This window comes from Pseudomonas sp. NY8896, from assembly GCF_039634505.1.
Genome location: NZ_CP132350.1, coordinates 311,121 through 334,344 on the forward strand (window position 1 = coordinate 311,121; position 23,224 = coordinate 334,344).

Annotated in this window: 18 protein-coding genes; 16 read left to right on the forward strand and 2 right to left on the reverse strand. The window is 63.1% G+C overall.

Annotation, left to right across the window (positions count from 1 at the left end):
* Positions 1-41: 41 nt before the first annotated feature.
* Positions 42-587 carry a dTDP-4-dehydrorhamnose 3,5-epimerase gene (rfbC, locus tag Q9451_RS01365; RefSeq protein WP_012270070.1) on the reverse strand — a complete coding sequence of 182 codons (546 nt, stop codon included), beginning with the start codon at positions 585-587 and terminating at the stop codon, positions 42-44.
* A 278-nt stretch (positions 588-865) separates the two neighbouring features.
* On the opposite strand from rfbC, the gene aguA reads away from it, so the two are divergent.
* The 5 genes from aguA (at position 866) to Q9451_RS01390 (ending at position 6,839) form a co-directional block, all read left to right on the forward strand.
* A complete protein-coding gene (aguA, locus tag Q9451_RS01370) occupies positions 866-1,972 on the forward strand; it encodes an agmatine deiminase (RefSeq protein WP_012270071.1) in 1,107 nt (368 codons plus the stop codon).
* A 475-nt stretch (positions 1,973-2,447) separates the two neighbouring features.
* Positions 2,448-3,869, forward strand: coding sequence for a group II intron reverse transcriptase/maturase (ltrA, locus tag Q9451_RS01375; protein ID WP_024718247.1), 1,422 nt, complete (start codon positions 2,448-2,450; stop codon positions 3,867-3,869).
* Between the two features lie 498 nt (positions 3,870-4,367).
* Positions 4,368-5,789, forward strand: a complete 1,422-nt coding sequence (gene ltrA, locus Q9451_RS01380) for a group II intron reverse transcriptase/maturase (protein WP_024718247.1) — start codon at positions 4,368-4,370, stop codon at positions 5,787-5,789.
* 226 nt (positions 5,790-6,015) lie between these two features.
* Positions 6,016-6,270, forward strand: a complete 255-nt coding sequence (gene bamE / locus Q9451_RS01385; RefSeq protein ID WP_003249234.1) for an outer membrane protein assembly factor BamE — start codon at positions 6,016-6,018, stop codon at positions 6,268-6,270.
* Positions 6,267-6,839 carry a lipocalin family protein gene (locus Q9451_RS01390; RefSeq protein WP_012274593.1) on the forward strand — a complete coding sequence of 191 codons (573 nt, stop codon included), beginning with the start codon at positions 6,267-6,269 and terminating at the stop codon, positions 6,837-6,839. Before bamE ends, Q9451_RS01390 begins: the two co-directional genes overlap by 4 nt.
* 31 nt (positions 6,840-6,870) lie before the next feature.
* On the opposite strand, the gene Q9451_RS01395 is transcribed toward Q9451_RS01390, so the two are convergent.
* Positions 6,871-8,235, reverse strand: a complete 1,365-nt coding sequence (locus Q9451_RS01395) for a formimidoylglutamate deiminase (RefSeq protein ID WP_012274592.1) — start codon at positions 8,233-8,235, stop codon at positions 6,871-6,873.
* Positions 8,236-8,380: 145 nt separating this feature from the next.
* Here Q9451_RS01395 and hutC point away from each other — a divergent pair, with 145 nt between their 5' ends.
* The 11 genes from hutC to mdoH all read left to right on the forward strand — a co-directional run bounded on the left by hutC (position 8,381) and on the right by mdoH (position 23,018).
* Positions 8,381-9,091, forward strand: a complete 711-nt coding sequence (gene hutC, locus Q9451_RS01400) for a histidine utilization repressor (RefSeq protein ID WP_171577230.1) — start codon at positions 8,381-8,383, stop codon at positions 9,089-9,091.
* Positions 9,088-9,660: a HutD family protein gene (locus Q9451_RS01405; RefSeq protein ID WP_012274590.1), complete on the forward strand. Its 573-nt coding sequence runs from the start codon at positions 9,088-9,090 to the stop codon at positions 9,658-9,660. The genes hutC and Q9451_RS01405 overlap by 4 nt, the downstream gene beginning before the upstream one ends.
* Before the next feature lie 395 nt (positions 9,661-10,055).
* Positions 10,056-11,729 (forward strand): urocanate hydratase, encoded by a 1,674-nt coding sequence (hutU, locus tag Q9451_RS01410; RefSeq protein WP_012274589.1) that lies wholly within the window; start codon positions 10,056-10,058, stop codon positions 11,727-11,729.
* A gap of 107 nt (positions 11,730-11,836) precedes the next feature.
* Positions 11,837-13,369, forward strand: a complete 1,533-nt coding sequence (gene hutH, locus Q9451_RS01415; protein WP_012274588.1) for a histidine ammonia-lyase — start codon at positions 11,837-11,839, stop codon at positions 13,367-13,369.
* Between the two features lie 158 nt (positions 13,370-13,527).
* Complete coding sequence (locus Q9451_RS01420) at positions 13,528-14,931, forward strand: amino acid permease (RefSeq protein WP_012274587.1); 1,404 nt, start codon at positions 13,528-13,530, stop codon at positions 14,929-14,931.
* A 15-nt stretch (positions 14,932-14,946) separates the two neighbouring features.
* The gene (gene hutI, locus Q9451_RS01425; RefSeq protein WP_012274586.1) at positions 14,947-16,152 is read left to right on the forward strand and encodes an imidazolonepropionase; all 1,206 of its coding nucleotides are present in this window, start codon (positions 14,947-14,949) and stop codon (positions 16,150-16,152) included.
* Positions 16,153-16,162: 10 nt separating this feature from the next.
* The gene (gene hutG, locus Q9451_RS01430; protein ID WP_012274585.1) at positions 16,163-16,966 is read left to right on the forward strand and encodes an N-formylglutamate deformylase; all 804 of its coding nucleotides are present in this window, start codon (positions 16,163-16,165) and stop codon (positions 16,964-16,966) included.
* A gap of 77 nt (positions 16,967-17,043) precedes the next feature.
* Entirely contained in the window at positions 17,044-18,015 is a 972-nt protein-coding gene (pip, locus tag Q9451_RS01435; protein ID WP_012274584.1) for a prolyl aminopeptidase, read from the forward strand.
* A complete protein-coding gene (gene dtd / locus Q9451_RS01440; RefSeq protein ID WP_012274583.1) occupies positions 18,012-18,449 on the forward strand; it encodes a D-aminoacyl-tRNA deacylase in 438 nt (145 codons plus the stop codon). Before pip ends, dtd begins: the two co-directional genes overlap by 4 nt.
* Before the next feature lie 263 nt (positions 18,450-18,712).
* Positions 18,713-20,452, forward strand: coding sequence for a glucan biosynthesis protein G (locus Q9451_RS01445; protein WP_209976282.1), 1,740 nt, complete (start codon positions 18,713-18,715; stop codon positions 20,450-20,452).
* Complete coding sequence (gene mdoH / locus Q9451_RS01450) at positions 20,445-23,018, forward strand: glucans biosynthesis glucosyltransferase MdoH (RefSeq protein WP_012274581.1); 2,574 nt, start codon at positions 20,445-20,447, stop codon at positions 23,016-23,018. The genes Q9451_RS01445 and mdoH overlap by 8 nt, the downstream gene beginning before the upstream one ends.
* Positions 23,019-23,224: the final 206 nt, after the last annotated feature.

The window sequence follows — 23,224 nt, forward strand, 5'->3', positions numbered from 1 at the left end:
ACGTATAGGCGCCAGAAAAGTCTGGCGCAATTATGCGCTAGTTAAGGGAGCAGTTCCGCCTCTGCCAGTGGCAGGCCGACCTTGTCCTTGTCCGACAGTACCGGTGGCTGCCGTAGCCCCCAGTCGATGCCCAGTTGCGGGTCGTCCCAGCGGATGCAGCGGTCGGCGCCGGGGTTGTAGTAGTCGGTGGTCTTGTAGAGGAATTCGGCCGATTCGCTCATCACCGCAAAACCGTGGGCAAAACCGGGTGGAATCCACAGTTGGCGGTGGTTGTCGGCCGACAGGTGCACGGCAACCCATTGGCCAAAGGTTGGCGAGCTTTTGCGCACATCCACGGCAATATCGCGGATCTCGCCATGCACCACGCGCACCAGTTTGCCCTGGGTGTTTGCCACCTGGTAGTGCAGCCCACGCAGCACGCCCTTGATGGAGCGCGAGTGGTTGTCCTGGACGAATTCCACGTTCACGCCGGTTTGCCGTGCGAACTCACGGGCGTTGAATGCCTCGAAGAAAAAACCACGGCTGTCACCGAACACTTTCGGTTCGATGATCAGTACTTCAGGGATTGCGGTAGGGATGATGTTCATAGCGGCTCGCTGGCCCGTTGCTCACGTATTGACCCTAGTCGTACTTGTCGGAATTTTCCGTGTGTAGCTGCAACAGGATGCATAAGGTGTGGCTATGGTAGACGGCAGGCTGCTCCTTTCACCAGGCTAAGGTTAGCTTGTGCCGATTGTTATCGATTTAAATGCGCCGAACGGCCCCGGAATTTCTACCGGATCGGCTTTAAATATCGATATATATCGGTTATAAATTGGCAAACGCCCCAGCGCACTCCGGCTCAGGGCCATCACAGAGGTCACCCATGAAAACCCTCAATTCCACACCCCGTGCCGATGGTTTCCACATGCCCGCCGAGTGGGCCCCGCAGACCCAGGTGTGGATGGTCTGGCCAGAGCGCCCGGACAACTGGCGCCTCGGCGGCAAGCCGGCGCAGGCCGCCCACGTAACCCTGGCCAAGGCCATTGCCCGCTTCGAGCCTGTAACCGTCGCGGCCTCCGCCGGCCAGTACGAAAACGCCCGTCGCCAGCTCGACCAGCCGAACATTCGTGTGGTCGAAATCAGCAACGACGACGCCTGGGTGCGTGACACCGGCCCAACCTTCGTCATCAACGACCATGGCGAAGTGCGCGGTGTGGATTGGGGCTTCAATGCCTGGGGCGGCTTCGATGGCGGCCTGTACGCGCCGTGGAACCGCGACGAGGAGCTGGCCGCCAAGGTGCTGGAAATGGAGCGCTGCCAGCGCTATCAGACCGAAGGTTTCGTGCTTGAAGGTGGTTCGATCCACGTGGACGGTGAAGGCACCGTGATCACCACCGAGGAATGCCTGCTCAATCGCAACCGCAACCCGCACATGAACCGCGAGCAGATCGAAGCGGTGCTGCGCGATCAGCTGGCGGTGGACACCGTGGTTTGGTTGCCGGATGGCTTGTTCAACGACGAAACCGACGGCCATGTGGACAATTTCTGCTGTTACGTGCGCCCGGGCGAAGTGTTACTGGCCTGGACCGATGATTCCAACGACCCCAACTATGCGCGCTGCCACGCGGCCATGGAGGTGTTGAAGAACACTCGCGACGCCAAGGGCCGTGAGTTCATCGTGCACAAGATGCCGATTCCGGGCCCACTGTTCGCCACCGCCGAAGAGTGCGCCGGTGTCGACCAGGTGGCCGGCAGCCAGGAGCGTGACCCGTCGGTGCGCCTGGCCGGTTCGTACGTGAACTTCCTGATCGTCAACGGTGGCATCATCGCGCCAAGCTTCGACGACCCTGCAGACGCCGAAGCCAGAGCGATCCTGGCGAAGATCTTCCCCGACCATGAGGTGGTGATGATCCCGGGCCGCGAGTTGCTCTTGGGTGGCGGCAATATCCACTGCCTGACCCAGCAGCAGCCGGCGCCGGTCAAGCGCTGAGCGTGAAGTGAATGAAGAGGCCCGTCGTGTGACGGGCCTTTTTTTTGGGTGCGCCAGGCATGGCGCGTTGCGCGTAGCGCAACCCGCTTGGTTGTGGTGGCCAAAGCGGGTGACTTGGAGGTGAAAGTCCTCTACACACCCGGCAAGGGGAAGTGTTAGCCAGAGGCAAGGGTGTCGTGGGCGACCGCGAATCTGAAGGAAGCCCGAGGCAAACTGCTGGCCTGACGAACAGGAAGCGGATAGAGGCGGCACAGCGGGGTGAGGCGGCCCAAATCGTCAAAGCCCAGTACTTGCACGGGACGCTGTGACGTAAATCCGACAGGCATAAGCAGGAAGGTCACGCGAATTACCCTGGGAGATCTGCACGTTTGCCACTGTGCTACCGAGCGTCGAGAGGCGACGGGACGAGCGTGCAGAAGTCAGCCGAGGCCGTAGTAAGTGGCGGTTAACCGCGCCACCAAGGGCCGAACAGGTTATGCCGCCAGTAGGCGTCACTGTCTCGTTGGTAGCCGTAATGCAGAAATTTCCTACAACGGAATCTGTCACTCCGAATCCCGGCCAGAAGCCGAGGGTGATGCCTGACAGTGCAAAGGTGCCGGCGGCGTCAGCGACGTGGACGAACGCGGAGCCGGACACGCTGATGGAGCGGGTGCTTGCACCGGCCAACCTCAGGCGTGCGTATCAACGCGTGGTTAGCAACAAGGGGGCTCCGGGTGCCGATGGCATGACGGTCGCTGACTTGGCGGGCTACGTGAAACAGTATTGGCCAACCCTCAAGGCCAGGTTGCTGGCCGGTGAATACCATCCCCAAGCAGTGCGAGCGGTTGAAATTCCCAAGCCGCAGGGCGGCACACGGCAACTGGGAATCCCCACCGTCGTGGATCGCCTGATCCAGCAAGCATTACAGCAACAACTCACGCTACTCTTCGATCCGCTGTTTTCGGACTACAGCTACGGTTTTCGTCCGGGCAAAAGCGCTCACCAAGCCGTTGAACTGGCCCGCTCCCATGTGGCGGCGGGGCATCGCTGGTGCGTGGAGCTTGATCTGGAAAAGTTCTTTGATCGGGTCAACCACGACATCCTGATGGCCTGCTTGCAGCGTCGCGTCGAAGACAAGCGAGTGCTTAGGCTCATCCGCCGCTACCTTGAAGCTGGGGCCATGTCGGGCGGTATCGTCAGCCAACGGCAAGAGGGGACACCGCAAGGCGGCCCACTCTCGCCGTTGCTGTCGAATATCCTTCTGGATGAGCTCGACCGCGAATTGGAACGGCGGGGTCATCGCTTCGTGCGCTACGCCGATGATGCGAACATTTATGTGCGCAGTCCTCGGGCGGGCGAGCGGGTGTTGGCCAGTATCGAGCGCTTCCTGTGCCATCGTTTGAAACTGACGGTGAACCGGAAGAAGAGCCAAGTAGCAGGGGCTTGGAAGTGTGACTACTTGGGTTACGGGATGAGCAGGCACCAGCAACCAAGGCTGCGTGTGGCAACGATGAGCCTGGGGCGCTTACGCGACCGACTCAGAATATTGCTACGCAGTGTAAGGGCCCGCAAAGTGGCGACTGTCATTGAGCGAATCAACCCTGTCCTGCGAGGCTGGGCTGGCTACTTCAAGCTCAGCCAGAGCAAACGCCCACTTGAGAAATTGGATGGTTGGGTCAGGCATAAACTTCGCTGCGTCATCTGGCGTCAATGGAAACGGCCCTCAACGAGGGCGCGCAACCTGATGCGCCTGGGCCTGAGCGAAGAACGTGCCTGTAAATCGGCCTTTAATGGCCGAGGCCCGTGGTGGAACTCGGGAGCATCTCATGTGAATCAGGCGCTACCGAAGAGGCTATGGGATAGGTTCGGACTGGTCTCGATACTGGATACGATAAACCGGCTTAGCCGTATAACCTGAACCGCCGTGTACGGAACCGTACGCACGGTGGTGTGAGAGGACGGCGGCTGTGAAGCCGCCTCCTACTCGATGTGCGCCAGGCATGGCGCGTTGCGCGTAGCGCAACCCGCTTGGTTGTGGTGGCCAAAGCGGGTGACTTGGAGGTGAAAGTCCTCTACACACCCGGCAAGGGGAAGTGTTAGCCAGAGGCAAGGGTGTCGTGGGCGACCGCGAATCTGAAGGAAGCCCGAGGCAAACTGCTGGCCTGACGAACAGGAAGCGGATAGAGGCGGCACAGCGGGGTGAGGCGGCCCAAATCGTCAAAGCCCAGTACTTGCACGGGACGCTGTGACGTAAATCCGACAGGCATAAGCAGGAAGGTCACGCGAATTACCCTGGGAGATCTGCACGTTTGCCACTGTGCTACCGAGCGTCGAGAGGCGACGGGACGAGCGTGCAGAAGTCAGCCGAGGCCGTAGTAAGTGGCGGTTAACCGCGCCACCAAGGGCCGAACAGGTTATGCCGCCAGTAGGCGTCACTGTCTCGTTGGTAGCCGTAATGCAGAAATTTCCTACAACGGAATCTGTCACTCCGAATCCCGGCCAGAAGCCGAGGGTGATGCCTGACAGTGCAAAGGTGCCGGCGGCGTCAGCGACGTGGACGAACGCGGAGCCGGACACGCTGATGGAGCGGGTGCTTGCACCGGCCAACCTCAGGCGTGCGTATCAACGCGTGGTTAGCAACAAGGGGGCTCCGGGTGCCGATGGCATGACGGTCGCTGACTTGGCGGGCTACGTGAAACAGTATTGGCCAACCCTCAAGGCCAGGTTGCTGGCCGGTGAATACCATCCCCAAGCAGTGCGAGCGGTTGAAATTCCCAAGCCGCAGGGCGGCACACGGCAACTGGGAATCCCCACCGTCGTGGATCGCCTGATCCAGCAAGCATTACAGCAACAACTCACGCTACTCTTCGATCCGCTGTTTTCGGACTACAGCTACGGTTTTCGTCCGGGCAAAAGCGCTCACCAAGCCGTTGAACTGGCCCGCTCCCATGTGGCGGCGGGGCATCGCTGGTGCGTGGAGCTTGATCTGGAAAAGTTCTTTGATCGGGTCAACCACGACATCCTGATGGCCTGCTTGCAGCGTCGCGTCGAAGACAAGCGAGTGCTTAGGCTCATCCGCCGCTACCTTGAAGCTGGGGCCATGTCGGGCGGTATCGTCAGCCAACGGCAAGAGGGGACACCGCAAGGCGGCCCACTCTCGCCGTTGCTGTCGAATATCCTTCTGGATGAGCTCGACCGCGAATTGGAACGGCGGGGTCATCGCTTCGTGCGCTACGCCGATGATGCGAACATTTATGTGCGCAGTCCTCGGGCGGGCGAGCGGGTGTTGGCCAGTATCGAGCGCTTCCTGTGCCATCGTTTGAAACTGACGGTGAACCGGAAGAAGAGCCAAGTAGCAGGGGCTTGGAAGTGTGACTACTTGGGTTACGGGATGAGCAGGCACCAGCAACCAAGGCTGCGTGTGGCAACGATGAGCCTGGGGCGCTTACGCGACCGACTCAGAATATTGCTACGCAGTGTAAGGGCCCGCAAAGTGGCGACTGTCATTGAGCGAATCAACCCTGTCCTGCGAGGCTGGGCTGGCTACTTCAAGCTCAGCCAGAGCAAACGCCCACTTGAGAAATTGGATGGTTGGGTCAGGCATAAACTTCGCTGCGTCATCTGGCGTCAATGGAAACGGCCCTCAACGAGGGCGCGCAACCTGATGCGCCTGGGCCTGAGCGAAGAACGTGCCTGTAAATCGGCCTTTAATGGCCGAGGCCCGTGGTGGAACTCGGGAGCATCTCATGTGAATCAGGCGCTACCGAAGAGGCTATGGGATAGGTTCGGACTGGTCTCGATACTGGATACGATAAACCGGCTTAGCCGTATAACCTGAACCGCCGTGTACGGAACCGTACGCACGGTGGTGTGAGAGGACGGCGGCTGTGAAGCCGCCTCCTACTCGATGCGAACGACTATTTCTTTGTGATTAATCGCACAGTAATGGCCATCCGACCAATGGTGTAGGGGCAAAGGGGGTGGGGCAGGGAACCAGGGAGGGATTTTCCCGTCGAAGATCACTGCAGGCCACTCGCCTGTATCATCTTCCAGGAGTGTCCTTCATGTCGTTGCGTTCCCTCGCCCTGTTGTCGCTGTGCGTCGTTCTGACTGCCTGCAGCAAGATCAATCAGGAAAACTATTCCAAGATCAAGGCCGGTATGAACAAGGCCGAGGTCGAGCAGTTGCTCGGCACGCCGACCGAGTGTTCGGGCGCGCTGGGCATGAGCAGCTGCACCTGGGGGGACGAGAAGAGCTTCATCAGCGTGCAGTACGCGGCTGACAAGGTACTGATGTACTCCGGGCAGGGCCTCAAATGAGGCGCCTGTACCTGCTGATGGGGGTATGCCTGGCGTTGCTGCTGGGTGGTTGCGCAGGCTCCGTGCACGACCCGCTGGCGCCGAAAACCGCTGGCAATGTCGACCTCAAGCGCTACCAGGGCAAATGGTTCGAACTGGCGCGCCTGCCCATGCGCTACCAGACCGGCTGCGAGCAGTCCGAGGCACACTACAACCTCAAGCCGGACGGCACCTTTGGCGTGCTCAACCGCTGCCGTACCATGGGTGATGAATGGCTGCGCGCCGAAGGGCATGCCAGCATCCAGGAGCCGGGGCATACCGACAAGCTGTGGGTAGAGTTCGATAACTGGTTCACCAAGCTGGTGCCTGGCGTGGCGCGGGGCGAGTACTGGATTCTGTACGTGGATGATCGCTACCGCACAGCGGTGGTCGGCAGCCCGGACCGCAAGCACCTGTGGATTCTGTCGCGCACGCCGACGTTGCCGGCCTGGGAGCGCGAGAACCTGCTGTCCAAGGCGCGGCAGCAGGGGTATGACACCAGTCGGTTGATCTGGCGAGCGTCCGATCAGCAAATCGTGAAAATGCACTGATGTTTGGGGCTGCTTTGCAGCCCCATTACGCTCAACCCAAGAGCTGGCGCAGCACGCCGGCAAATGCCTGCGCGCTTTCCGCTTCCTGCGCATGCCGACCCTGGCGCACCACCCACTGTCCGTTCACCATCACGTCGCGTACCTGGCGATCCCCACCGGCGAACAGCCAGCGGTTGAGAATGGCGTCGCCATCCGCCATGGCGATGTAAGGGTCCTGCCCATCGAGCACCAGCCAGTCGGCGCGCTTGCCCACGGCCAGCTCCCCGACCGCCTGCCCCAGCGCCTGCGCGCCGCCTGCCAGTGCAGCGTCGTACAGCGTGCGCCCGACCATCGGCTGGTCGCCACGATACAGGCGATTGCGTCGCTGGTCCCGTAGCCGCTGGCCATACTCCAGCCAGCGCAGTTCTTCCACCACGCTCAGCGACACATGGCTGTCCGAACCAATGCCCATGCGCCCGCCCTGGGCCAGGAAGTCCACCGCCGGGAATATCCCGTCGCCCAGGTTGGCTTCGGTAGTCAGGCACAGCCCAGCCACCGCGCCACTGCGGGCCATGGCGGTGACCTCGTCCGGCTCGGCGTGGGTGGCGTGCACCAGGCACCAGCGCGGGTTCACGTCCACATGTTCGTACAGCCACTGCAATGGACGCAGGCCACTCCAGGCCAGGCAATCGTCCACCTCCTTCTGCTGCTCGGCGATGTGGATATGCACCGGGCATTGTGGGGCGCTGGCTGCCAGCACATCGGCGATTTGCCCAGGCGTTACCGCCCGCAGTGAATGGAAGCACAAGCCCAGTTGCTGCGCCGGTTGCGCGGCCAGCAGCGGGGCCAGTTGTGCCTGCAGCTTCAGGTACTGTTCGGTGGAGTTGATGAAGCGCCGCTGCCCGTCGTTCGGTGCTTGGCCGCCGAAGCCTGCGTGGCTGTACAGTACCGGCAGCAAGGTCAGGCCTATGCCGCTGTCGGCTGCGGCCGCGCTGATGCGGCAGGACAGTTCGGCCGGGTCCGCGTAGGGCTTGCCGGCCTGGTCATGGTGCACGTAGTGGAATTCCGCCACCGAGGTGTAGCCGGCCTTGAGCATTTCGATGTACAGCTGGCGGGCGATGATCTGCAACTGGTCCGGCGTGATCTGCCCGACCAGGCGGTACATCAGGTCGCGCCAGGTCCAGAAGCTGTCGTTGGGGTTGCCGGCCACTTCCGCCAGGCCCGCCATGGCGCGCTGGAAGGCATGCGAGTGAAGATTGGGCATGCCGGGCAGCAGCGGGCCGGCCAGGCGCTCGGCGCCTTCGGCCGAAGCGCCGGGCTCGATGCGGGCCACATGGCCATCGCTGGCGACCTCGATACGGACATGGCTGGCCCAGCCCGTGGGGAGCAGGGCGCGTTCGGCGAAGTAGGCGGACATCTGTGCAAATCCTGTTATTGTTAACTTGTATATACATATACAGCCGTTTGCCTGCCGGGTAAACTGCGGCAAGCTACCGCTCACTCCATATGCACAAGGATCCAACGCCGTGCCGACACCTCCTGTCTCCGCGCTGGTTGCCCAGATGGGCGAGGGCCCGGCGCCGTTGTACGCCCGGGTCAAACAGATGATCATCCAGCAGATCGACAACGGCAGCTGGCCACCCCATCACCGGGTCCCCTCGGAGAGTGAACTGGTCAGCGAGCTGGGCTTCAGCCGCATGACCATCAACCGTGCCCTGCGTGAACTCACCGCCGAAGGGCTGCTGGTGCGCATGCAAGGGGTCGGCACCTTCGTGGCCGAGCCCAAGGGCCGTTCGGCGCTGTTCGAAGTCAACAACATTGCCGACGAAATTGCCGCGCGCGGCCACCAGCATAGCTGCCAGGTGATCACCCTCAACGAGGAAGCCGCCGGCTCCGAGCGGGCCTTGGCCCTGGACATGCGCGAAGGCCAGCGCGTGTTCCACTCGCTGATCGTGCATTTCGAGAACGGCGTGCCGGTGCAGATCGAGGACCGCTACGTCAACGCGGCCATTGCCCCCGACTACCTCAAGCAGGACTTCACCCGGCAGACGCCTTACGCCTACCTGTCCCAGGTGGCGCCGCTGACCGAAGGTGAGCACGTGGTCGAGGCCATTCTGGCCGAGCCGGAAGAGTGCCGCCTGCTGCAGATCGAGCGGGGCGAGCCGTGCCTGCTGATTCGCCGCCGTACCTGGTCCGGCCGCCAGCCGGTGACCGCTGCACGGCTGATCCACCCCGGTTCCCGTCATCGCCTGGAAGGACGTTTCAGTAAATGAGCCAGCTGCAGTTGTTGCGTGCGCAGGATTACCCGCGCATGCCGTGGAAGAACGGTGGCGGTTTCACCGAAGAAATTACCCGCGACAGTGGCGAGGGCCTGGATGGCTTTGGCTGGCGCCTGTCGATTGCCGATATCGAAGAGTCGGGTGGTTTTTCCACCTTCGCCGGTTATCAGCGAATCATCACCGTGCTGCAGGGCGACGGCATGCGCTTGATGGTCGACGGCCAGGCCAGCCGGCCGTTGCTGCCGTTCGATGCCTTTGCCTTCAGCGGTGAAAGCCAGGTCAGTTGCAAGCTGCTGGGGGGGGCGATCCGCGATTTCAACCTGATCTATGCGCCGCAGCGGTATCGGGCGCGGTTGCAGTGGTTCGATGGCACCAGCCGGTTGTACAGCTCGGCGTCGACGGTGCTGTTGTTTGCGGCCGGTAGCCAGGTCGAGGTTGGCGTTGCCGGGCGTGAGACGCAGCGGTTGGGGTTGTATGACTGCCTGCGGCTGGAGGGCAACGACGAGTTGCTTGGGCTGGAGGTTCAGGGGCGGTTTTGCTTGATCGAGCTCATTTTGCGCTGATGGGCTTGGCAATGCATTTTCATTGCCTGTGAGATCGAGCGCCGCCCGCGCGGCGCATCGCGAGCTGCGCTCGCTCCTACGTTTGTTTCGGGCCAATCATGCCTGTGGGATTTGCGCGCGAACGCCTGGGCGCACGGCTCGATATCGCGTCGTACAAACCAGGCGGTCGCGCGCGCCTGTCACAGGCGATACTGGCCCGAAACAAACGTAGGAGCGAGCGCAGCTCGCGAAGCGCCGCGCGGGCGGCGCTCGATCTATGCACCACCACAAAACCCAAGCCAGGAACGCACAGGTCCAATTATTTTGGTTGTCCATGCTTGTACATACAAGTAAAGGTGTGTTTGTATATTCACCACGACATACCCGCCCGCGGACGACCGCAGAGGACCTTTCCCGTGACCGACAACAACAAATACCGTGACGTTGAAATCCGTGCCCCACGTGGCAACAAGCTGACCGCCAAAAGCTGGCTGACCGAAGCGCCACTGCGCATGCTGATGAACAACCTCGACCCGCAGGTCGCGGAAAACCCGAAAGAACTGGTGGTGTACGGCGGTATCGGCCGCGCCGCCCGTAACTGGGAATGCTACGACAAGATCGTCGAAACCCTGACCCGCCTGGAAGACGACGAAACCCTGCTGGTGCAGTCGGGCAAGCCGGTCGGCGTGTTCAAGACCCACAGCAACGCCCCGCGCGTGTTGATCGCCAACTCCAACCTGGTGCCACACTGGGCCAACTGGGAACATTTCAACGAACTGGACGCCAAGGGCCTGGCCATGTACGGCCAGATGACCGCCGGCAGCTGGATCTACATCGGCAGCCAAGGCATCGTTCAGGGCACCTATGAAACCTTCGTCGAAGCCGGTCGCCAGCACTACGGTGGCAGCCTGAAAGGCAAGTGGGTGCTCACCGCAGGCCTCGGCGGCATGGGTGGCGCGCAGCCACTGGCCGCTACCCTGGCCGGTGCCTGCTCGCTGAACATCGAGTGCCAGCAGAGCCGCATCGACTTCCGTCTGGAAACCCGCTACGTAGACGAGCAGGCCACTGACCTTGACGACGCCCTGGCGCGCATCGCCAAGTACACCGCCGAAGGCAAGGCCATTTCCATCGCCCTGCACGGCAACGCCGCCGAAATCCTGCCAGAGCTGGTCAAGCGTGGCGTGCGCCCGGACATGGTCACCGACCAGACCAGCGCCCACGACCCGCTGAACGGCTACCTGCCTGCCGGCTGGACCTGGGAACAGTACCGCGACCGTGCGCAGACCGAACCGGCTGCAGTGGTCAAGGCCGCCAAGCAGTCGATGGCCGTGCACGTACAGGCCATGCTGGACTTCCAGAAACAGGGCATCCCGACCTTCGACTACGGCAACAACATCCGTCAGATGGCCAAGGAAGAAGGCGTGGCCAATGCCTTCGACTTCCCAGGCTTCGTCCCTGCCTACATCCGCCCGCTGTTCTGCCGTGGTATCGGCCCGTTCCGCTGGGCGGCGCTGTCTGGCGAGGCAGAGGACATCTACAAGACCGACGCCAAGGTCAAGGAACTGATCCCCGACGACGCCCACCTGCACCGCTGGCTGGACATGGCCCGCGAGCGCATCAGCTTCCAGGGCCTGCCGGCGCGTATCTGCTGGGTTGGCCTGGGCCTTCGCGCCAAGCTGGGCCTGGCCTTCAACGAAATGGTCCGCAGCGGCGAGCTGTCGGCACCGGTGGTGATCGGCCGTGACCACCTGGACTCGGGTTCGGTATCCAGCCCCAACCGCGAAACCGAAGCCATGCGTGATGGTTCGGACGCCGTTTCCGATTGGCCACTGCTCAACGCCCTGCTGAACACCGCAGGCGGCGCCACCTGGGTGTCGCTGCACCACGGCGGTGGTGTGGGCATGGGCTTCTCGCAGCACTCGGGCATGGTCATCGTCTGTGACGGTACCGATGAAGCTGCCGAGCGTATCGCCCGCGTACTGACCAACGATCCAGGGACTGGCGTCATGCGCCACGCCGATGCCGGTTATGACATCGCCATCGACTGCGCCAAGGAGCAGGGCCTGGACCTGCCGATGATCACTGGCTGATCGCCACGCTTTGGATCGCACCCCGCAAGGGGTGATACTGAACAACAAGAAGGAGCGCGCAGGCACCCAACGACGGGCCTGCGGCTCCACGCGATTGGAGTAGCAAAGTGACCGAACTCACCCTCAAGCCTGGCACCCTGACCTTGGCCCAGTTGCGCGCGATCCACGCCGCGCCCGTGCGCCTGCAACTGGATGCCAGCGCCGCGCCGGCCATCGACGCCAGCGTTGCCTGCGTCGAGCAAATCATTGCCGAAGACCGCACCGCCTACGGCATCAACACCGGTTTCGGCCTGTTGGCCTCGACCCGCATTGCCAGCCACGACCTGGAAAACCTGCAGCGCTCGCTGGTGCTGTCCCACGCCGCCGGTATCGGCGCGCCGCTGGATGACGACCTGGTGCGGTTGATCATGGTGCTGAAAATCAACAGCCTCAGCCGTGGTTTTTCAGGCATTCGTCGCAAAGTCATCGACGCCCTGATTGCCCTGGTAAACGCCGAAGTCTATCCGCACATCCCGCTGAAAGGCTCCGTGGGTGCTTCCGGCGACTTGGCACCGCTGGCGCACATGTCGCTGGTGCTGCTGGGTGAAGGCAAAGCCCGCTACAAGGGCCAATGGCTGTCGGCTACCGAAGCCCTGGCGGTTGCCGGCCTCGAACCGCTGACCCTGGCTGCCAAAGAAGGCCTGGCCCTGCTCAACGGCACCCAGGCGTCCACCGCCTATGCCCTGCGTGGCCTGTTCCAGGCCGAAGACCTGTATGCCGCCGCCATCGCCTGCGGCGGCCTAAGCGTCGAAGCCGTATTGGGCTCGCGTTCGCCGTTCGATGCGCGTATCCACGAAGCGCGTGGCCAGCGCGGCCAGATCGACACCGCCGCCTGCTTCCGCGACCTGCTGGGCGATTCCAGCGAAGTGTCGCTGTCGCACAAGAACTGTGACAAGGTTCAGGACCCGTACTCGCTGCGCTGCCAGCCGCAGGTCATGGGCGCGTGCCTGACCCAGCTGCGCCAGGCCGCCGAGGTACTGGGCGTCGAAGCCAACGCTGTGTCGGACAACCCGCTGGTGTTCGCTGCCGAGGGTGACGTGATTTCCGGTGGTAACTTCCACGCAGAGCCCGTGGCCATGGCTGCCGACAACCTGGCCCTGGCCATTGCCGAAATCGGCTCGCTCAGCGAGCGCCGCATCTCGCTGATGATGGACAAGCACATGTCCCAGCTGCCGCCGTTCCTGGTGGAAAACGGTGGGGTGAACTCCGGCTTCATGATCGCCCAGGTGACCGCTGCCGCCCTGGCCAGCGAGAACAAGGCCCTGTCGCACCCGCACAGCGTCGACAGCCTGCCAACCTCGGCCAACCAGGAAGACCATGTGTCGATGGCCCCGGCTGCCGGCAAGCGCCTGTGGGAAATGGCCGAAAACACCCGTGGCGTACTGGCCATCGAATGGCTGGGCGCCTGCCAGGGTCTGGACCTGCGCAAGGGCCTGAAGACTTCGGCCAAGCTGGAGAAGGCACGCCAGGCGCTGCGCAGCGAAGTGGCGCACTACGACCGTGACCGTTTCTTCGCGCCAGACATCGAAAAGGCTGTGGAACTGTTGGCCAAGGGCAGCCTGACCGGTTTGTTGCCGGCGGGTGTGCTGCCAAGCCTGTAATGCCCCTGGGGCCGCATTGCGGCCCTTTGCGGGCGCGCCCGCTCTCATAGGTACGGCACAAAGCTGCGGTATTCCTGTGGGAGCGGGCGTGCCCGCGAATGGGCTACGCAGCAGCCCCTTCTGATCTCACGACCACAAAAACAATTTAAGGACGTGACATGCAACAAGCTCAAGGTCTCAAACGCGGGCTAAGTGCCCGCCACATCCGTTTCATGGCCCTCGGTTCCGCCATCGGCACCGGGCTGTTCTACGGTTCCGCCTCGGCCATCCAGATGGCCGGCCCGGCCGTGCTGCTGGCCTACCTGATCGGCGGCGCCGCTGTGTTCATGGTCATGCGCGCCCTCGGCGAAATGGCCGTGCACAACCCGGTGGCCGGTTCCTTCGGTCACTACGCCAGCACCTACCTCGGCCCCATGGCCGGCTTCATCCTCGGCTGGACCTACGCCTTCGAGATGGTCATCGTCGCCATCGCCGACGTCACCGCCTTCGGGATCTACATGGGCTTCTGGTTTCCGGAGGTCGCCCGCTGGATCTGGGTGCTGGGTATCGTGTTCATCATCGGCGGCCTCAACCTGTGCAACGTCAAGGTATTTGGCGAGATGGAGTTCTGGCTGTCGCTGCTCAAGGTCGGCGCCATCGTCGCGATGATCCTGGCCGGGCTCGGCATCATGGCCTTCGGTTTCAGCCAGGTGGGCACCGGGCATGCCGTGGGCATGAGCAACCTGTTCGACCACGGCGGCTTCATGCCTAACGGCATCGGCGGGCTGATTGCGTCGTTTGCCGTGGTGATGTTCGCTTTCGGCGGTATCGAGATCATCGGCGTCACCGCCGGTGAGGCCAAGGACCCGCAACGCGTCATCCCCAAAGCGATCAACGCGGTGCCCCTGCGCATCCTGCTGTTCTACGTGCTCACCCTGTTCGTGCTGATGTGCCTGTACCCCTGGCCGCAAATCGGCAGCCAGGGCAGCCCGTTCGTGCAGATCTTCAGCAACCTGGGGATTGGCTCGGCCGCCGCCGTGCTGAATGTCGTGGTGATTTCCGCCGCCATCTCGGCCATCAACAGCGACATCTTCGGCGCCGGCCGCATGATGTACGGCCTGGCCCATCAAGGCCATGCGCCACGCAGCTTCGGCAAGCTGTCGAAACATGGCGTGCCGTGGATGACCGTGGTGGTGATGGGCGCTGCATTGCTGATCGGCGTGCTGCTCAACTACCTGATCCCGGAAAACGTGTTCCTGCTGATTGCCTCGATCGCCACCTTCGCCACGGTGTGGGTGTGGCTGATGATCCTGCTTACCCAGGTGGCCATGCGCCGCAGCATGAGCCGTGAGGAAGTGGCCCAGCTCAAGTTCCCGGTACCGTTCTGGCCCTATGGCCCGGCCATGGCCATTGCGTTCATGGTGTTCATCTTTGGCGTGCTTGGCTACTTCCCGGACACCCAGGCGGCATTGATCGTCGGCGTGATCTGGGTGGTGTTCCTGGTGGCGTCCTACCTGCTGTGGTGCAAGCCGCGCGCAGGGCAGGGCCAGCCGGCAGTGGAACCGGCCGAGCTGCACCGCTAGTAAAGGAGATTGTGCATGAGAACCCTCTGGCAGCATTGCCATGTGGCAACCATGGCCGAAGGCCGATACTCGGCCATCGAAGACGCGGCCATCGTCACCAGCGCCGGGCTGATCGAATGGATCGGCCCACGCGCCGAGCTGGCACCGGTCGAGGCTGACCGCACGGTGGACCTGGGCGGCGCATGGGTCACCCCGGGGCTGATCGACTGCCACACCCACGCGGTGTTCGGTGGCAACCGCAGCGGTGAGTTCGAGCAGCGCCTGCAAGGCGTGAGCTATGCCGAAATCGCAGCGCAAGGCGGTGGTATCGCCAGCACCGTGCGGGCCACCCGCGCGGCCAGCGAAGACGAGCTGTTCGCCAGTGCTCGCCAGCGGGTCCAGGCGCTGATGCGCGATGGCGTGACCACGATCGAGATCAAGTCCGGCTACGGCCTGGACCTGGCCAACGAGCGCAAGATGCTGCGTGTGGCCCGGCGCTTGGCCGACGAGCTGCCGTTGGCGGTGCGTGCCACCTGCCTGGCGGCGCATGCCTTGCCGCCGGAGTACGCGGGCCGGGCCGACGATTACATCGCGCACATCTGTGACGAGATGCTGCCAGCCCTGGCCGCCGAAGGCCTGGTGGATGCGGTGGATGCCTTCTGCGAACACCTGGCGTTCTCCCCAGCCCAGGTCGAGCGGTTGTTCATCAAGGCGCGCGCGCTGGGCCTGCCGGTCAAACTGCACGCCGAACAGCTGTCGTCGTTGCATGGCTCCAGCCTGGCAGCACGCTACCAGGCACTGTCGGCCGACCACCTGGAGTTCATGACCGAGGAAGACGCCATTGCCATGGCAAAAGCCGGCACGGTCGCCGTGCTGCTGCCGGGCGCCTTCTACTTCCTGCGCGAAACCCAGTTGCCGCCCATGGACGCCTTGCGCCGCCACGGAGTGAAGATTGCCCTGGCCAGCGACCTCAACCCCGGCACTTCGCCAGGGCTGTCACTGCGCTTGATGCTGAACATGGGCTGTACCTGTTTCCGCATGACCCCGGAAGAAGCCTTGGCCGGCGTCACCGTGCATGCCGCCACTGCTTTGGGCCTGGGCGACAGCCACGGCTCGCTGGAGGTGGGCAAGGTGGCCGACTTCGTCGCCTGGCAAATCGAACGTCCCGCCGACCTGGCCTACTGGCTGGGTGGCGACCTGCCCAAGCGCGTGGTGCGCAAGGGCCACGAAATCTCCAACTGAGCGAGGCATGATGGACAAGGCACTGAGTTTTCACCAAGGCCGCCTGCCGCTGCTGATCAGCATGCCGCACGCCGGCCTGCGCCTGAGCGACGCCGTGCGCGACGGCCTGGTCGACCAGGCGCGCAGCTTGCCGGACACCGACTGGCACATCCCGCGGCTGTATGACTTTGCCCGTGACCTGGGTGCCAGCGTGGTGGCCGCGGAGTATTCGCGTTTCGTCATCGACCTGAATCGCCCGGATGACGACAAACCGCTGTACGCCGGCGCGACCACGGGCCTGTACCCGGCCACGTTGTTCGAAGGCGAGCCGCTGTTCAAGGATGGGCTGGTGCCGTCCGGCGAAGAACGTAAACGTTACCTGGAGCAAATCTGGCGCCCTTATCACGACACCCTTCGTCACGAGCTGGACCGGCTGCGCGAGCAGTTTGGCTATGCGCTGCTGTGGGATGCCCATTCGATCCGTTCGCATATCCCGCACCTGTTCGACGGCAAGTTGCCGGACTTCAACCTGGGCACTTTCAACGGTGCCAGTTGCGACCCGGCACTGGCTGAGCGGCTGCAGGCCGTGTGCGCCGAGGCGCAAGGTTACAGCCATGTGCTTAATGGCCGGTTCAAGGGCGGGCACATCACCCGGCATTATGGCGACCCGGCCAACCATATCCATGCGGTGCAGTTGGAGCTGGCGCAAAGCACGTACATGGAGGAAACCGAGCCGTTTGCCTACCGGGAAGACTTGGCGCAACCGACGCAAGTGGTATTGAAGCAGCTTTTGCAAGCGCTGCTGGCTTGGGGGGAAGCGCGTTACCCGCGTTGAGTGGAAGAGGCGGTGCTCAAAGCGCAATTCAGGTTTATGATGGCCCACGGCCGAATAATCCTCACACGGAGTGCGCAATGCAGACCCTCTACCCGCAGATCAAACCCTACGCCCGGCACGATCTGGCCGTGGAAGCGCCGCATGTGCTGTATGTCGACGAGAGCGGCTCGCCAGAAGGTCTGCCGGTGGTGTTCATCCACGGTGGGCCGGGCGCCGGTTGCGACGCCCAGAGCCGTTGCTACTTCGACCCAACGCTGTACCGCATCATCACCTTCGACCAGCGCGGCTGTGGCCGCTCCACGCCCCATGCGAGCCTGGAGAACAACACCACCTGGCACCTGGTCGAGGACCTGGAGCGCATTCGTGAGCACCTGGGTATCGACAAGTGGGTGCTCTTCGGCGGCTCGTGGGGCTCGACCCTGGCCCTGGCGTACGCCCAGGCCCACCCCGAGCGTGTGCATGGCCTGATCCTGCGCGGCATCTTCCTGTGCCGGCCACAGGAGATCGAATGGTTCTACCAGGAAGGCGCCAGCCGCATGTTCCCGGACTACTGGCAGGACTACATCGCACCGATTCCGCCGGAAGAGCGTGGCGATCTGGTCAAGGCTTTCCACAAGCGCCTGACCGGCAACGACCAGATTGCCCAGATGCATGCGGCCAAGGCCTGGTCCACCTGGGAAGGCCGTACCGCCACCCTGCGTCCGAACCCGCTGGTCGTCGACCGGTTCTCCGAACCGCAGCGTGCGCTGTCGATCGCCCGTATCGAATGCCACTACTTCATGAACAATGCCTTCCTCGAGCCGGATCAGCTGATCCGCGACTTGCCGAAAATCGCCCATCTGCCGGCGGTGATCGTGCACGGCCGCTACGACGTGATCTGCCCGCTGGACAACGCCTGGGCCCTGCACCAGGCCTGGCCGAACAGCGAGTTGAAAGTGATCCGTGACGCCGGTCACGCGGCTTCGGAGCCTGGCATCACCGATGCCCTGGTACGTGCCGCCGACCAGATGGCCCGGCGCCTGCTCGACCTGCCCCTGGAAGAAGCATGAGGGGCCTGCTGCAGCGCGTGCGCGGTGCACGCGTCGAAGTAGCGGGGGAGGTGGTCGGCGCCATCGACCAGGGTCTGCTGGTACTGGTGGCGGTCGAGCCTGAAGATTCCCGTGAACAGGCCGATAAGCTGTTGCACAAGCTGCTGAACTACCGTGTGTTCAGCGACGAGCAAGGCAAGATGAACCTGTCGCTCAAGGATGTCGGGGGTGGCTTGTTGCTGGTGTCGCAGTTCACCTTGGCGGCCGACACCCGCAATGGCATGCGCCCAAGCTTCTCGACGGCAGCGCCACCGGCCCTCGGCGCCGAATTGTTCGACTATCTTTTGCAGCAGGCAAACGCTCAGCACGCCGACGTGGCCAGCGGCCGCTTCGGTGCGGATATGCAGGTGCACCTGGTCAATGATGGCCCCGTAACATTTATGTTACAAATGTGAGGTCAAAAAACCCTTTGTTTATAGGAAAACAAGGGGTTTTGTACGATAAATAGTTGTTCCAGCCTGATGCGTTGTCACGCGACCTGCTGGATAATCGCGCGCTGCATGGACCTGCGTTCGCAGGTTCGTTTCACTCTGACTCGAGCATTGTCTGGATCCGTTTGGGGAATCATTACGCCCTCACGGGGTCCGAACAGTGCTCGCCAACCCGGCATTTGTCGCTGGCCGTTGGTTTCATGATCTGTTTTCGGCGAGGGTTGCTCGTGATTGTTAGTCCCCAAAAAGCATCAAGAATCCCCGGCGTGCGTCTACGCAAGGCCCTGATGGCCAGTGTGGCACTGGTCGGCCTGATGAGCGCGGGCCAGCTGTGGGCATTCAATCTTGACGATGTTGCAGCCAAGGCAAAGGATCTGGCCGGCCAGAAGTACGACGCACCAAAAAGCAACCTGCCTGCGGTGTTCCGCGACATGAAGTTCGCGGACTACCAGAAAATCCATTTCCTGCAGGAAAAGGCCGAGTGGGCCAAGGACAAGACCCCGTTCAAACTGTCGTTCTATCACCAGGGCATGCACTTCGACACCCCGGTGAAAATCAACGAAGTCACCGCCTCCAAGGTCGAGGAAATCAAGTACGACCCGAGCCGCTTCGAGTTCGGTGACGTGCCGCACGACCCGGAAACCACCAAGAACCTTGGTTACGCCGGCTTCCGCGTGCTGTACCCGATCAACAAGGCCGACAAGCAGGACGAGATCATGACCCTGCTTGGCGCCAGCTATTTCCGCGTGGTCGGCAAGGGCCATGTGTACGGCCTGTCGGCCCGTGGCCTGGCCATCGACACTGCACTGCCATCGGGCGAAGAGTTCCCGCGCTTCACCGAGTTCTGGGTCGAGAAACCCAAGCCGGCCGACAAGCACCTGGTGATCTACGCCTTGCTGGACTCGCCGCGCTCCACCGGTGCCTACAAGCTGACCCTGCGCCCAGGCAACGATACCGTGGTCGACGTGCAGTCCCGCGTGTTCCTGCGTGACCAGGTCAGCCGCCTGGGCATTGCCCCGCTGACCAGCATGTACCTGTTCGGCCCCAACCAGCCGTCCAAAGTGCTCAACTACCGCCCGGCCCTGCACGACTCCGAAGGCCTGTCGATTCACGCCGGCAATGGCGAGTGGCTGTGGCGCCCGCTGAACAACCCGAAACACCTCGCCGTGAGCAACTTCAGCGTCGAGAACCCGCGTGGTTTCGGCTTGATGCAGCGTCAGCGTGCCTTCAGCGACTTCGAAGACCTCGACGACAACTACCAGAAGCGCCCAAGCGCCTGGATCGAGCCAAAGGGTGACTGGGGCAAGGGCACCGTCGACCTGGTCGAAATCCCGACTGCCGACGAAACCAACGACAACATCGTAGCTTTCTGGAGCCCGGAGAAGCTGCCAGAGCCAGGCAAGCCGATCGAGTACGCCTACCGCCTGCACTGGACCATCGACGAGGCGAAATTCCAGGCGCCTGATCTGGGCTCGGTCAAGCAGACCCTGCGCTCCACCGGTGACGTCAAGCAGTCCAACCTGATCCGCCAGCCAGACGGCAGCGTGGCCTTCCTGGTCGATTTCACAGGCCCCGCCTTGGCCGCCTTGCCGGAAGATACCGCCGTGCGCAGCCAGATCAGCGTTGACGACAACGCCGAGGTGGTCGAAAACAATCTGCGCTATAACCCTGAGACCAAGGGCTGGCGCCTGACCCTGCGTCTGAAGGTCAAGGAAGCCAACAAGTCGACCGAAATGCGTGCCGCGCTGGTGCGTGATGTGCCGGTCGAGCCCGCCAAGCCTGCCCAGGACGCCAAGCAGGACAAGGCCGCAGCCAAACATGCCAAGGCCGAGAAAGCCGTGAAGGCCGAGCAACCTGCCAAGGCCGAACAACCTGCCGCCGATGCGGCGCCCACCAACGGGGCCCCGGCCACCACCGAGAAGGTGCTGACCGAGACCTGGAGCTATCAGTTGCCTGCCGATGAGTAACTCAAACGCAAGGCCAGTATCGCTTGGCGAGTACCTGGCTCACCTGCCACTGAGTGACGAGCAACGGGCGGAACTCGCCAGTTGCTCGTCGTTCAGTGAGCTGCACCAACGTCTGGCGGCCGACCCGGCCGCCGGCCCTGCCGAGGCCGTACAGGCCTCGGTCGGTCCACGTTTGACCGTGGGCAGTGCTGCCGAGCTGGAAGATGCCGAAATGCTCGGTGTCGATGGCAGCGGCCGCCTGTGCCTGAAGATCGCCCCGCCGATCAAACGCACCAAGGTCGTGCCCGAGCCGTGGCGCACCAACGTGCTGATCCGCATGTGGCGGCGCATGACCGGCCGTCCCAACGCGCCGCAGCCACCCAAGCGCGAGCTGCCGCCGGCACGCTGGCGCACGGTCGGGTCGATCCGCCGTTACATCCTGCTGGCCCTGATGATCGGCCAGACCATCGTCGCCGGTTGGTACATGAAGGGCATCCTGCCGTACCAGGGCTGGTCGTTCGTCGACCTCGACGAAATCCTCAGTCAGTCGCTGTGGGACACCGTCGTGCAGGTGTGGCCGTATGCCTTGCAAACCTCCATCCTGATCCTCTTCGGCATCCTGTTCTGCTGGGTATCGGCGGGCTTCTGGACCGCACTGATGGGCTTCCTCGAGCTGCTCACCGGGCGCGACAAATACAAGATTTCGGGCAGTAGCGCCGGCAACGAGCCGATTGCACCCGAGGCGCGTACCGCGTTGGTGATGCCGATCTGCAACGAAGACGTGCCGCGCGTGTTCGCCGGCCTGCGCGCAACGTTCGAGTCGGTGGCCGCCAGCGGCAACCTCGACCGCTTCGACTTCTTCGTGCTCAGCGACACCAACGACACCGACATTGCCGTGGCGGAGCAACAGGCCTGGCTGGACGTGTGCCGCGAAACCAAAGGCTTTGGCCGCATCTTCTACCGCCGCCGTCGGCGCCGGGTGAAGCGCAAGAGCGGCAACCTCGACGACTTCTGCCGTCGCTGGGGTGGCGAGTACAAGTACATGGTCGTGCTCGACGCCGACAGCGTCATGAGCGGCGAGTGCCTGAGCAGCCTGGTGCGCCTGATGGAGGCCAACCCGGACGCCGGCATCATCCAGACCGGGCCAAAAGCCTCGGGCATGGACACCCTGTATGCACGCATGCAGCAGTTCGCCACCCGCGTGTACGGCCCGCTGTTCACCGCTGGCCTGCACTTCTGGCAGCTGGGCGAGTCGCACTACTGGGGCCACAACGCGATCATCCGCATGAAGCCGTTCATCGAGCACTGCGCCCTGGCGCCGTTGCCGGGTAAGGGCGCGTTCGCCGGTGCCATCCTTTCCCACGACTTCGTCGAAGCCGCGCTGATGCGCCGCGCCGGCTGGGGCGTGTGGATCGCCTACGACCTGCCGGGCAGCTACGAAGAACTGCCGCCGAACCTGCTCGACGAGCTCAAGCGCGACCGCCGCTGGTGCCACGGCAACCTGATGAACTTCCGCCTGTTCCTGGTCAAGGGCATGCACCCGGTACACCGTGCGGTGTTCCTCACCGGGGTCATGTCGTACCTGTCGGCACCGTTGTGGTTCCTGTTCCTGGTGCTGTCGACTGCGCTGCTGGCGACCAACACGCTGATGGAGCCGCAGTATTTCATCGAGCCGTACCAGCTTTACCCGCTGTGGCCGCAGTGGCACCCGGAAAAGGCCGTGGCGCTGTTCTCCACCACCATCGTGCTGCTGTTCCTGCCCAAGCTGCTCAGTGTCATCCTGATCTGGGCCAAGGGCGCCGTCGAGTTCGGCGGGCGGATCAAGGTTACCTTGTCGATGCTGATGGAGATGCTGTTCTCCATGCTGCTGGCACCGGTACGCATGATCTTCCACACCCGCTTCGTGCTGGCCGCGTTCCTCGGCTGGGCCGCGACCTGGAACTCGCCGCAGCGTGACGACGACTCCACGCCGTGGAGCGAAGCGGTGCGTCGCCACGGCCCACAAACACTGCTGGGTATTGCCTGGGCCGCGCTGGTGGCGTGGTTGAACCCAAGCTTCCTGTGGTGGCTGGCGCCTATCGTCGGTTCGCTGGTGCTGTCGATCCCGGTGTCGGTAATTTCCAGCCGCACCCGCCTGGGCCTGGCGGCCAAGGATGAGAAGCTGTTCCTCATCCCCGAGGAATACGCCACCCCGCAAGAGCTGCTGGCTACCGACCAGTACACCCACGAAAACCGCTGGCATGCCCTGCATGATGGCTTCGTGCGGGCAGTGGTCGACCCGCGGCAGAACGCCCTGGCCTGCGCCATGGCCACTGCCCGTCACGGCCAGGCGGCGCCGATCGAAGCACTGCGTGCCGAGCGCGTGGCCAAGGCGATGGAGGTCGGGCCGAAAGGGCTGGACCTCAATACCCGTCTGGCTCTGCTCAGTGACCCCGTGGCGCTGACTCGCCTGCATGAGCAAGTGTGGGCCGAGCACAATGCGGCGTGGATCGATGTGTGGCGTGCTTCCATCAAAAACGACCCGCACTCGCCGCTGTTGCCGTTGCATCCGGAGAGTGAAGGCCAACCAGTACTCGCCGGCGCCTGATAGATCTTGGGGCCGCTTTGCGGCCCATTCGCGACACAAGGCCGCTCCTACAGGGATATACATTCCTCTGTAGGAGCGGAAGCCCTCGCCAGCAATGTCCCTGCATAACCGATTTTGGCCAACAAAGTCCCCCCCAGCTCTAGGTCCCCGGGCCGCCATGCGTTAGCATCCCTCTCCGATACGACTCATCGGCCTGCACGGCCGTG